This window comes from Mangrovivirga cuniculi (assembly GCF_005166025.1).
In the GTDB taxonomy this organism is placed as follows: Bacteria; Bacteroidota; Bacteroidia; order Cytophagales; family Cyclobacteriaceae; genus Mangrovivirga; species Mangrovivirga cuniculi.
The window spans coordinates 3894270-3906091 of record NZ_CP028923.1; the positions used below are offsets into that span (position 1 = coordinate 3894270).

An 11822-nucleotide genomic window follows, 5' to 3' on the forward strand; every position below is an offset into this window, starting at 1 on the left:
TGAGAGTGAGTATTGAGAAAACAGAACCAAGAATTCTCGCTCTCGCTCGCACTCTCGGTTCTGTTTTAAGTGCCCAGAGCGGGAGTCGAACCCGCACGCCCTAACGGACACATGGCCCTCAACCATGCCTGTCTACCAATTCCAGCACCTGGGCAGTGCTAATCAGGGCAGCAAAACTATTGCATATCGCAATATTATCCCAGCCTGACCATATAATTTTTTAAATATATTCAGCCAGCCTCAATCCGGTCATCCAAAACCTGTCTGTAGGTGAAACTCCTAGGCGGCAGGTATTTCTTATAACTTCTGAAGAACTCAATGACGACCCTCCTCTGACTACCTGTCCTCCTGCTACCGGCCGCATAAATTTACCCAGTGGCATTGAGGTGGTTTTATAACCAGGATATACCGACATCGGACTGCTGGTCCATTCCCAGCAATCACCATAAAACTGGAAGGTCTTCTCTACTCTTGCTAAAGGATGAAATTTTCTCTTCTCTAAAAAATTCGCAGTCTCCGGTATTTCTTCTCTAAGCTTTTTACAAGCTACCTCCCACTCATACTCCGTAAGAAGTCGCTTACCTCTCCACTTAGCAAACGCTTCTGCTTCATAGAAACTAATATGAGCTAATGGTTCATATGGATTTAGCTTATCATATCCTCTTAATGTATATTCATACCAGCTTTCCTCTCCATTTTCCCAATAAAGAGGACAATTAATTTCATTCTGTTTTATATACAACCAGCCTTCTTCTGTCCAGTAATCTTCTTCTTCATATCCACCAGCCTCCATGAATTCAAGGTATTCACCATTTAAAACAAGCCTGTCTAATACCTGGAACGCATCGAGATAGACATTATGCTGTCCTCGCTCATTATCAAAAGAAAAGTGATTATTCAGTTTGCTACCTATTTCATAAATCCCATCGTCAAACTCAAGGTAATTTTCTTTGAAGATCTTCAAATTGGGTTCAATCCCTGAATCAAACTTATGATATATAGGTTTAAATGGGTTACTTCCCAGTAAAAACTTTATACCATTGAGCATTCTCTCAACGTGATTTAATTCATGATTAATTCCTGCATTGATCAGAAATTCAATTTCTTTAGTTTTATCCTTATCGTTCTCAAAGAGATCAAGCATATGCTGATCTACGTGATTACGATATTTAATTATCTCTTCAACCGATGGCCGGCTGTATTGAATGGAGTGTTGTTTCTTTTCAAAAGTTTCAGAATAGGTCAGTCCGGTATTAAACCATTTCTCCAATTCCGGCCTGAAAAACTCGTAATTCTTTTTGTGAGGCTGAAGTACAAAATATTCAAAAAACCAGGTTGTATGCCCCATATGCCAGGCAACTGAATGGTGATCGACATTTGGCTTAACATAAAAATCTCCTGGATTTAACGGAGCAGTAAGTTCCAGAACCATATCCCTTACTTTAAGGAATTTTTGACTGAGTCCGGAAACATTTAAAGCTAGAACTTTTTCCATAGGCTAATTGTCAGATTTGAAAAATAAGTAAAAAAAGGGAAAAATACATTTCTCAAACCTTGCCTAATTTTAAATAACCTGACATATCACAAAAAAAACCGGGTTTTCTTTCAAAAACCCGGTCTTCTCTTTAAATTTTAAATTATTGTTATCTTTTTATTCGGTATCACCATCCCAGTCAAGCATACCTCCGTCGAGATTATATAAGTGAGTAAAACCAACGGAAGACATATACTGGCAAGCCTTGCCGCTGCGATTTCCACTACGGCAAACCATCAAATACTTCTTGTCCTTATCTAATTCAGTGATTCTTTCAGTAAAATCCTGATCCATTATATTCATTTTTAATGCTCCGGGAATAATACCTTCTTCCCATTCCTGTGGAGTCCTCACATCAATGATTACTGTGTCAGGACCGTCCATCAATTCTTTAGCTTCTTCTGTATCGATATCTTTATACATGATTGCTGTTATATTATTTTATAACCTCTGAATCAGAAACGATTTTCATTCCTGTTTGTTTGATCTGATTAAATCCTCCGATCACATCCGTTACACCCTGATATCCTCTTGATTTTAATATCGATGCTGCGATCATACTTCTGTATCCGCCACGGCAATATAAAGTCAGGTGCATTTCTCTAGGATATTCATCCTGCCAATCGGTTATGAAATCTAATGGTTTAAGGGGTGATCCTTCCACATGGCTCGTATCATACTCTCCCGGTTTCCTCACATCAACTGGCTGTTCGATATTTTCATATGATCCCGCAAATGTTTCTGCATCTATTCGATTTATGGTCTGAATTTCTTCACCTGATTCTACCCATGAATTTATACCTCCTTTAAGATACCCCAATGTATTATCGTATCCTACTCTTGAGAGTCTTGTCACAGCTTCCTCTTCCCTGCCTTCCGGCGTGATCAATAAGATCGGTGTATCCAGCTCTGCGATCAATGCACCTACCCATGGCGCAAAACTACCATCTATACCAATGAATAATGATCCTGGAATGGATCCCTCAGCATATTCATCGGCTGTTCTTACATCTAGTACCAGCGCATTATTATTGATATAATTTTTAAATTCATCGGCAGAAAGTGCTCGCGTCCCCTTTTCAAGGATTTCGTCAAGACTTTTAACACCGGATTTATTTAACTGGGCATTCTTAGCAAAATATTGAGGCGGCGGCATGATACCACACGTTACTTCTTTAATAAAATCCTCTTTCGAAAGATCTTCCGCCAGGGCATAATTAGTTTGCTTCTGATTACCCAAAGTATCAGAAGTTTCACTACTCATATTCTTCCCGCAAGCTGAGCCGGCTCCATGTGCTGGATACACAATAATATCATCAGGAAGTCTCATAATTTTATTTCTCAAACTATCATAAAGCATTCCTGCAAGATCTTCCCTTGTAAGGTCTGATTTAATCGCAAGATCGGGCCTTCCAACATCACCTATAAATAAAGTATCACCTGAAAATATAGCATGTGGCTTACCTTCTTCATCATACATTAAATAACAGCTGCTTTCTAAAGTATGACCGGGAGTATGCAAAAGTTCAAATTTCAATTTACCCACTTCAAAAACATCACCCTCCCCAGCCTCAACTATATCATACTTGGTTTTTGCACCGGGACCATATACTATTTTGGCACCCGTTTTTTCAGCAAGTTCCTGGTGACCGGATACAAAATCAGCATGAAAATGAGTTTCAAGCACATATTTAATCTTTGCACCAGAACTTTTAGCCCTTTCTATATATGGCTTTGTTTCTCGTAACGGATCTATCACCACTGCTTCACCATCCGACTCTATATAATAAGCTCCCTGCGCTAAACAACCAGTATATATTTGTTCTAACTTCATGATATAATTTTAATTCAGACCGCAATTTAATAAAATTTCAGAATCCCTCTCAGCCTATCAAGCTTGATATTAGCCTAACCTTAATAAATAATTAATCTGGCAAATTTTCATTTTCTATAATAAAATATTTTATTCACGAAACTTTCAATCATCTATCAACCAAATATTTACACCTGATGAAACTCTTATCTTATCGATCGATCATGCCATATATGGTATTGATATTCCTGAATAGCATCATCTATGGTCAAATCTCCAATGGATCTTTTGAATCCTGGACTAGCAATTCTCCGGATGAATGGACTACAATAGATAATGGAATCTCAGTCAATCCCTCATCCTTTACCAGCTCAGGTAATTATTCTGCAAAGGTCACTGTAATGACCGGCAGCCAAAGTAGTACAGATCTCAGACAAACTATTTCAGTGACGCCGGGTCTGTCATATGTATTTTCTGTGTGGGTTTACCATACAGAAGGTAGCGTTGCCGCCAGATTATATGTCGATGGCTACAGAAATTATTCTAATGAAAACATTACCGGCCAATGGCAAAAAATTGAATATGCTTACACCCCCTCAACCAGTTCAATCGAAATCGGACTTAGATTTTACGATCGCTCCGGATTTGATGGAAACGAAGTAGTTTATGTAGACGACTTCCAACCATCATCTTCACAATTGCCTCCGGACAACGGTGACAGCTGCATGGAAACTGAAATAACCTTATCTCTAACCACTGATAATTATGGGTATGAAACCTCCTGGATTCTAAAAGATCAATCTACCGGAGCGACAATTTCTTCAGGGTCGCAATATCAAAGCAGCTATAGTTATTCTGAATCATTTTGTCTTTCTGACGGGGATTATTCTTTCACAATCTATGATAGTTATGGCGATGGAATCTGTTGTTTTTACGGCTACGGAAGCTATTCTCTTGATTATAATAACCAAAACATTGTTTCTGGAGGCAATTTCGGTAGTTCTGAATTAACATATTTCAGTATAAGTACCGGAGGTGATAATGGCGGTGGAAGTACATTAGACGGGTATTATAGAAGCGCTAATGGCTTAAGTGGTTTTCAACTTAAATCAGCACTCCATTCGATCATTAAAGATTCTCATATTCCAGAATCATACAGTTCAATCTGGGATTTCTATTCTAACAATAGCAGAGATATTTATTATGAGAATGATAATTCATTTTTAGATATCTATAGTGAGAATCCAAACGGAGCCGATCCATATGTTTATACCTCAACAAATTCACAATGTGGAAATTATAGTGGAGAAGGAGATTGTTATAACCGTGAGCATTCTTTTCCTAAAAGTTGGTTCGGCGGTTTTGCACCAATGGAAGCAGATATCCATCACATTTTCTTAACAGATGGTTATGTCAATAGTAAAAGAGGCAGCTACCCATATGGAGAAGTAGGTTCTGCATCTTACATTTCAGCAAATGGCAGCAGAGTAGGTTCAGGAACATCAGCATCCGGGTATACAGGGATTGTTTTTGAACCAATCGATGAATTCAAGGGAGATATTGCCAGAACATATTTTTATATGGCTACCCGTTATGAAGATCTGATCGCCGGCTGGGAAAACAACAACACTTATTCTGATGCCATGCTTAATGGAACTTCATCGACTGTATTTGAACCCTGGGCAGTTCAATTATTACTCAACTGGCATAATAATGACCCTGTAAGCCAGAAAGAATTATCGAGAAATGAAGCCGCTTACCAACACCAGGGAAATAGAAACCCATATATTGATCATCCTGAATTAGTTTCAAGTATTTGGGGTAATTCATCTTCCCGGCTAACATATAATAATGAAGTAATAAATATCAATTCCATCACTCAGGATCAGGATAAAAGAAATTACCAGATCTTATATTCTGATGATAATAATGAACTAATTATAAAGGTTAAAAAGGATTATAAAGGGAAGCTTTCAATAATTAATTTATCCGGACAACAGGAATATCTAATTAATATAGACCAGCCTGAAACAAGGTTTAAAACCAATCTTAAGGCAAATACAATATATTTATTTCGCTTCGATAATGAAGCAAACGACCATACCGTTAAATTTATTTATTAGAATTTAACCAGATACATTTAAGGACTTGCATTAAAATGCAGGTCCTTTTCATATCTTAATCGACTAAACAGTTAAATCAAAACTTTATTAACTTTGGCTTCATCAATCCGTTATCAAATTTGATGAACAAGCTAACTATTATCTTATTTTTCTTAGCGACTATTATGAGTATGGATCTATACTCTCAAAATGTTTGTGGTGCCAAAAACGACCCCGTTTATGCTGCGGATATTATTGTCGGTAGAGCAGAATACGACAAATACTTGTTAGAGGAAAAAGCCCATCAATTCATCGAGTTATATTTTAAAGAAAGAGAGGATGATTTTGTTGTAAGTGATAGTGTGATATTCATACCCTTAAAGCTTTTCCTATACGAATTAGCCTCACCTGAAAACAGAAAATCGGTGTACGACTCTTTAAGAATACTCGATAGTTATAATTATTTTGAAGATTATAACGATCCGTTAATACCTCACGGAAATAAAAAGATAAATCAGGAGAATAATGTGTTGTATTTCTCTAAACCTGAAAACAATAGATTAACAGCGATGGTAAAGGAGAATAATGCGGAAACCACCTATTTTCTATTCATATTTGATAAGGAGAAGAACCTTAAAATGGTCAAAAGTGTAAATTCGACTGTTGATTCTAATAGATTTTCAGAGTAATTTTTTAATCTTTGTTGCAAATTACTTTCGATGCAAGCAAAACAACCTATTGGTATTTTTGATAGTGGAATTGGCGGGCTTACTGTAGCTCGTGCAGTAAAAGAACTGCTTCCAAACGAACAAATCATATACTTTGGCGACACCGCACACCTCCCTTATGGCGATAAATCCACTGCTGCTATTCAATCATATTCTGTAAAAATCAGCCAGTGGCTGTTAGAAAAGAATTGCAAAGTTATTTTGATCGCTTGTAATTCGGCCAGTACAGCTGCCTATGATCTTATTAGGGAATACACAGGAAAAAAAGCGAAAGTTTTTGATGTGATAAACCCGGTCATTGATCATTTAAGGGAAAAGTACAGGGACAATAAAGTGGGTTTGATCGGAACATTGCAGACAGTAAACTCCGGTGTTTACCAGAAAAAAATAGACGATATTAAAGCGAATATTGATTTTTCTTCACTCGCCACTCCTTTATTGGTACCAATGATAGAAGAAGGTTTTCATAAAAAAGAAATTACTGAGGCGATTATTTCAGAATACCTCGAAAATCCTGTATTAAAAGACATTTCAGCATTAATTCTTGGTTGTACGCACTACCCGGTGATCAAAGAAGAAATTCAATCTTTAATCGGTGAATCGACTGATGTTATTGACAGCAGTGTGATCACAGCAAAAGCATTGAGGGGATATTTAGAATACAACAATCTTCTAAATGAAAAACCTGAAGGAGAAGATCACTTTTACGTCTCGGATTACACGTCAAATTTTGAATTCAGCACTCGATTTTTCTTCAAAAAAGAAGTTCATCTTGAAAAATATCCATTATGGGATGATTAGGTCTTCTGTTTATTGTCATTTAAGCAATTCAGTATTACATTCGTATTAGAATTCAGTTAACAAATAAGCCCCCGAACAGTTAATTGAAACATTAAATAAAAGTTAAACGCCTAAACCTATTTTTACGGCGATATGATAAGCTTTTTATTCTTTTTAGGTTTTCTGGTTTTTTATGGTCTGATAGCTATTTATGCAGAACGTAAGATCAGTGCTTTTATTCAGGATCGATATGGTCCGATGGAAGTTGGCTATAAAGGTCTTTTACAAACTTTTGCAGATATTTTAAAATTGCTTCAAAAGGAACATATCTTCACTTTTGCTGCTGATAAACCATTATTTGCTATAGCACCTACGATTATCTTCGTAGCCATGTTTGCTGCATTTGCAGTTATTCCTTTGAGTGTAAACATCACTGGTTCGGCGGTAGCTACGGGAGTTTATTATGCGCTTGCCATCGTATCACTTGATATTTTAGGGATTTTAATGGCTGGCTGGGGCTCAAATAATAAATATGCGATTATAGGTGCTTATCGTTCAGTTGCGCAGATCGTTTCTTATGAAATCCCACTGGGATTAGCAGTTCTTGGAGTAATAATGATGAGTGGAACGTTAGATCTTCAGGAAATAAGCCTTCAACAAAGCATATTTTATGAAGGAGCCACTAAAAATGCAGAAAGCTATCTATTTGGGCTTAAGTTTTTAGGTATTAATGTTGGTAAATATGGCGGAATTTTATCCTGGAACATTTTCAGAATGCCTCCTCTCATTATTGGTTTTGTAATCTTCTTCATAACCTCCCTGGCGGAAAGTAACCGGGCTCCTTTTGATTTACCAGAGGCAGAATCTGAACTTATAGCAGGATTTCACACAGAGTATTCAGGTTTTAGATTTGCCGTTATCATGCTGGCGGAATATGGAGTAATGTTGTTAACGTCATTCCTGGCTGTGGTTTTATTTCTTGGAAGCTGGAGTACACCATTACCAAATATTGGAGCACTGAAACTGGCAGACTGGACATCAGGCACACCCGGTTCAATATCTGCTGACCTGTGGGGTATTTTCTGGCTATGCCTGAAAGCGATGACACTTGTATTGGTTCAGATATGGATCAGATGGACTTTCCCACGCCTGAGAGTGGACCAGCTGATGAATTTAGGCTGGAAATATCTTACTCCTGCAGCTTTGATTATTATATTTATTGTCGGACTTTGGAAATTGGCATTATTGTGATGAAAAGAAAAGGAGCAAATAATACATATTTTGGAAATATAACCGAGGCTTTTGATACCCTGATTTCAGGATTAAAAACAACCTGGAAGCACATTCCTCTTGCCAGAAAAAAACGCAGCGCAAAAAACGTTGACAGCGATAAATATTTCGAAAAACAAGAAGGGTTATTTACTGTGCAGTATCCCCGGTTTGAAATGCCTGTTCCGGAGAAAGGAAGATATCAGCTTCACAACGAAATAGAAGATTGTATTGTATGTGACAAGTGTGCTAAAGTTTGCCCGGTAGATTGCATTGATATAGAGCCTGTTAAAGCTACTGAGGAGATTGGTAAAACATCAGATGGTACTCCAAAACGAATCCATGCAGCCAAGTTTGATATTGACATGGCTAAATGCTGTTTTTGTGGATTATGTACTACTGTTTGCCCTACGGAGTGCCTGACTATGTCCCAGGACTATGATTATAGCACCTTTGACATTACAGATCATAATTTCCCTTTCAGTAAAATGACTGAAAAAGAAATTAGTGACGCCAGGGCTGATCTGGAAAAAGCAATGGAGGAGAAGGCGGCAAAGGCCAGGAAAAAAGCTGAAAACAGGGCTACATCAGAAAGCAGTGAAAAGTCTTCAGAAGCGGCTAAACCTAAAGCGGCTAAACCAAAATTTAAACCGCGACCGATGAAGAAAAAGATAGATAGTGATACGGATGATAATAAAAAAGACGACAACTAATGCCTGACGCAGGAACTATATCGGTTTACTCTTTCGCAGTCATTACTGTAATTAGTGCCTTGTTCGTACTGATTACCAGGCATATTTTACATGCTGCCTTCGGGCTGCTGGTATGCCTTTTGGGTATATCCGGCCTATACCTTCTGGCAGGAGCTGAATTTTTAGGGGTTACCCAATTGTTGGTATATGCAGGTGGTATACTTGTTTTAATAATCTTTGGTATTATGCTTACCAACAGGGCCGATGGAAAAACGATTAAAGCAGGTAATCATCGTGTCATCCCCGGAATACTTGCCGGAGTGGCAATTTTTCTACTTTTCACACAGATCTATTCTCAAAGTAGTTTTCGTGATTCTCTTAGGAGCACAGAAAATAATATCCCCTTAATGGGACACCCAATAGAATCACTTGGAGTTGAGATCATGACGAGATACTTACTTCCATTTGAATTAATAGCAGTTATCCTGTTGGTGATACTCATCGGTTCATTATTTATATCGAAAAAAGAAAATGACACAAATTGAATTGTATTTTCTAATCAGTATTATTCTGTTTTGCATCGGAATCATGATCGTTTTGATTAAGAAAAACGGCATTATGATTCTTATGGGAATAGAACTTATGCTAAATGCGGCAAATATAAATTTCGTTGCTTTCGCGATGAAATCACCGGAGGCTATTCATGGAATTATGTTCAGTTTATTTTTAATAGTAATGGCTGCTGCAGAAGCTGCGGTAGCTCTGGCTATAATCCTCAGAGTCTACCGATTTTACAAAACTACTGACGTGGACGAAATCGCTGATTTAAAAGGCTGATAAATGAAGCACAACGATTTTATCATAATTATTTTAATCTTATGCGGTTGGCTAATTCCTCTCTTATGTGGAATATCAGGCATATTTTTAAAGAACCGTAAAAATTCAGGTCTCCTCGTTTCTGGTGCACTTGCATTGAGCACCCTTGTGCATTCAATTATATTGTTCTTTTTATACGAAGGCAATGAAATTATAGCCGGACTGCCATGGATCAAAATTGGCAATCTCGACATATCACTGGGCATTTGGGCTAACGATGCATCAATCAGTATGGCATTATTGGTTTCTTTCATTGCCACCCTGGTCTCATTTTTTTCCAGGAAATACATGGAAGATGAGCCGAGAATTCATCATTATTTCGCATTCCTTGGATTCTTCACTTTTGCCATGATTGGCATTGTCTGGAGTGAAAATTTATTCCTGATGTTCGTTTTCTGGGAACTTGTCGGATTAGCCTCCTACCTTTTAATTGGCTTCTGGTACACAAAGCCCAGTGCTGCAAAAGCAGGCCTTAAAGCTTTTGTAATGAACAGAATAGGAGACTTTGGGTTTCTGGCTGGAATGGGAATATTGTTTGCATTGTTTCACAATCTCTCGATTACAGAACTGTCTGTAGAATACCTGAACACCTCTCCGGATAATGAAAACATATTCTGGATCATTTTAGCGGGTCTTGGAATCTTTATGGGAGCAATGGGAAAATCTGCCCAATTTCCACTACAGGTCTGGTTGCCAGATGCCATGGAAGGCCCCACACCTGCTTCCGCTTTAATACATGCAGCAACTATGGTAGCAGCCGGTGTTTACATGCTATCCAGAACAGTATTTTTATATATCGGATGGGTAAGTGACTTCATCGTTATAATCGGAACAATTACTGCTTTGATCGCTGCATTTTCTGCAATCAAACAAAATGACATAAAAAAAGTACTGGCATTTTCAACTATCTCCCAATTGGGATATATGATCGTAGCTGCTGGAACTGGTTCAGCAGGAGCTGCCATGTTTCACTTATTTACACATGCATTTTTCAAAGCAGGTCTATTCCTCGGAGCCGGTGCAATAATTTATTATATGCATCAAAGGGAGCATTCGGAAACTGATCTTCCTAAATATTTCGATGCCCAGGATATGCGGTTTATGGGTGGATTAAGAAAAATAAATCTGATATTATTTATTGGATATACCATTATGACCGCTTCCTTATGTGCCATCCCTTTTAGTTCCGGGTTTTTATCTAAAGAAAGTGTGATCAAGCATGCTCTTATATATGCTCAGCAAGGTGATTTCAGGTTTCTGGTACCTGTATTACTACTAATAACATCAGGACTGACAGCCTTTTACATGGGAAGGCAATGGTATTTAGTTTTTATGGGGAAAAGCCGACTTAAGAACAATGAGTCTTTCAAGTTGCCAGCACTCAACACGAATACTAACAAACAGTTAGTTATTCCTGTCGCAATATTGGCTCTGCTTTCACTGTGGATACCTTTTTCGCTTAATCCTTTTCATGCAAATGAAATTAGTTTATTTAGTTCACTAACCTCTTATCCTCAAAACATTGAATATTCAGCACCGATATGGTTGCCTGCAACTGCGGTAATTCTTACAGTTATCGGTTTATCTGCTGCAATATTTGGATTGACCAGAAGAAGAATAAGTTATGCTTCTCCTACTTTTACTTCGAAAACACCATTTTTGAAGTTAAGCAGGGAGCAATTATATTTCAATGATTTTTACAACCTTACCATAGTTCCGGCAACGATTAAATTAGGAAGCTTTTTAGAAAAAGTCGATCTGAAAGTAATTGATGGAATTCTACATGCCATTACAATAGGAACAGTGATTATTGGTCAGATCACAAAGGTCGTAGAAAAATATTTTGTTGATGGATTGGTCAGAATGGTGGTTTATATCAGTGGAACTACTGGTAAAATAACCAGGCAAATGCAAGGTGGTAGAATACAACTCTATATCTTGTATGCTGTGATCTCTATTGTATTTTTAATGTTAATGTTTTACCGCTAAATACATTACCGAATGGATATCGGATTTATAAGTTTGATA

At 37.6% G+C, this 11822-nt stretch carries 11 protein-coding genes and 1 tRNA gene; 8 read left to right on the plus strand and 4 right to left on the minus strand.

What is annotated here, in order from left to right:
- Nucleotides 1-70: 70 nt before the first annotated feature.
- From DCC35_RS17055 to DCC35_RS17070, 4 genes are all read right to left on the minus strand, one after another.
- Nucleotides 71-154, minus strand: a tRNA-Leu gene (locus tag DCC35_RS17055).
- A 66-nt stretch (nucleotides 155-220) separates the two neighbouring features.
- Complete coding sequence (egtB, locus tag DCC35_RS17060; RefSeq protein ID WP_137091944.1) at nucleotides 221-1495, minus strand: ergothioneine biosynthesis protein EgtB; 1275 nt, start codon at nucleotides 1493-1495, stop codon at nucleotides 221-223.
- A 156-nt stretch (nucleotides 1496-1651) separates the two neighbouring features.
- A complete protein-coding gene (locus tag DCC35_RS17065; protein ID WP_137091945.1) occupies nucleotides 1652-1957 on the minus strand; it encodes a rhodanese-like domain-containing protein in 306 nt (101 codons plus the stop codon).
- Nucleotides 1958-1970: 13 nt separating this feature from the next.
- Nucleotides 1971-3368: an MBL fold metallo-hydrolase gene (locus DCC35_RS17070; protein ID WP_137091946.1), complete on the minus strand. Its 1398-nt coding sequence runs from the start codon at nucleotides 3366-3368 to the stop codon at nucleotides 1971-1973.
- A gap of 176 nt (nucleotides 3369-3544) precedes the next feature.
- Between DCC35_RS17070 and DCC35_RS17075 the strand changes: the two genes are divergently transcribed.
- The 8 genes from DCC35_RS17075 to DCC35_RS17110 all read left to right on the plus strand — a co-directional run bounded on the left by DCC35_RS17075 (nucleotide 3545) and on the right by DCC35_RS17110 (nucleotide 11783).
- On the plus strand, nucleotides 3545-5470 hold the full coding sequence (locus DCC35_RS17075) for an endonuclease (protein ID WP_137091947.1): 1926 nt from the start codon (nucleotides 3545-3547) through the stop codon (nucleotides 5468-5470).
- 122 nt (nucleotides 5471-5592) lie between these two features.
- Nucleotides 5593-6138 carry a hypothetical protein gene (locus tag DCC35_RS17080; RefSeq protein ID WP_137091948.1) on the plus strand — a complete coding sequence of 182 codons (546 nt, stop codon included), beginning with the start codon at nucleotides 5593-5595 and terminating at the stop codon, nucleotides 6136-6138.
- A 30-nt stretch (nucleotides 6139-6168) separates the two neighbouring features.
- A complete protein-coding gene (gene murI, locus DCC35_RS17085) occupies nucleotides 6169-6978 on the plus strand; it encodes a glutamate racemase (RefSeq protein ID WP_137091949.1) in 810 nt (269 codons plus the stop codon).
- A 132-nt stretch (nucleotides 6979-7110) separates the two neighbouring features.
- Nucleotides 7111-8208: a complex I subunit 1/NuoH family protein gene (locus tag DCC35_RS17090; protein WP_137091950.1), complete on the plus strand. Its 1098-nt coding sequence runs from the start codon at nucleotides 7111-7113 to the stop codon at nucleotides 8206-8208.
- Complete coding sequence (locus DCC35_RS17095; RefSeq protein ID WP_137091951.1) at nucleotides 8208-8939, plus strand: 4Fe-4S dicluster domain-containing protein; 732 nt, start codon at nucleotides 8208-8210, stop codon at nucleotides 8937-8939. The genes DCC35_RS17090 and DCC35_RS17095 overlap by 1 nt, the downstream gene beginning before the upstream one ends.
- Nucleotides 8939-9463: an NADH-quinone oxidoreductase subunit J family protein gene (locus DCC35_RS17100; RefSeq protein WP_137091952.1), complete on the plus strand. Its 525-nt coding sequence runs from the start codon at nucleotides 8939-8941 to the stop codon at nucleotides 9461-9463. Before DCC35_RS17095 ends, DCC35_RS17100 begins: the two co-directional genes overlap by 1 nt.
- On the plus strand, nucleotides 9450-9755 hold the full coding sequence (gene nuoK / locus DCC35_RS17105) for an NADH-quinone oxidoreductase subunit NuoK (RefSeq protein ID WP_137091953.1): 306 nt from the start codon (nucleotides 9450-9452) through the stop codon (nucleotides 9753-9755). The genes DCC35_RS17100 and nuoK overlap by 14 nt, the downstream gene beginning before the upstream one ends.
- Nucleotides 9756-9758: 3 nt before the next feature.
- Nucleotides 9759-11783, plus strand: a complete 2025-nt coding sequence (locus tag DCC35_RS17110; RefSeq protein WP_137091954.1) for an NADH-quinone oxidoreductase subunit 5 family protein — start codon at nucleotides 9759-9761, stop codon at nucleotides 11781-11783.
- The last annotated feature ends 39 nt before the right edge of the window (nucleotides 11784-11822 follow it).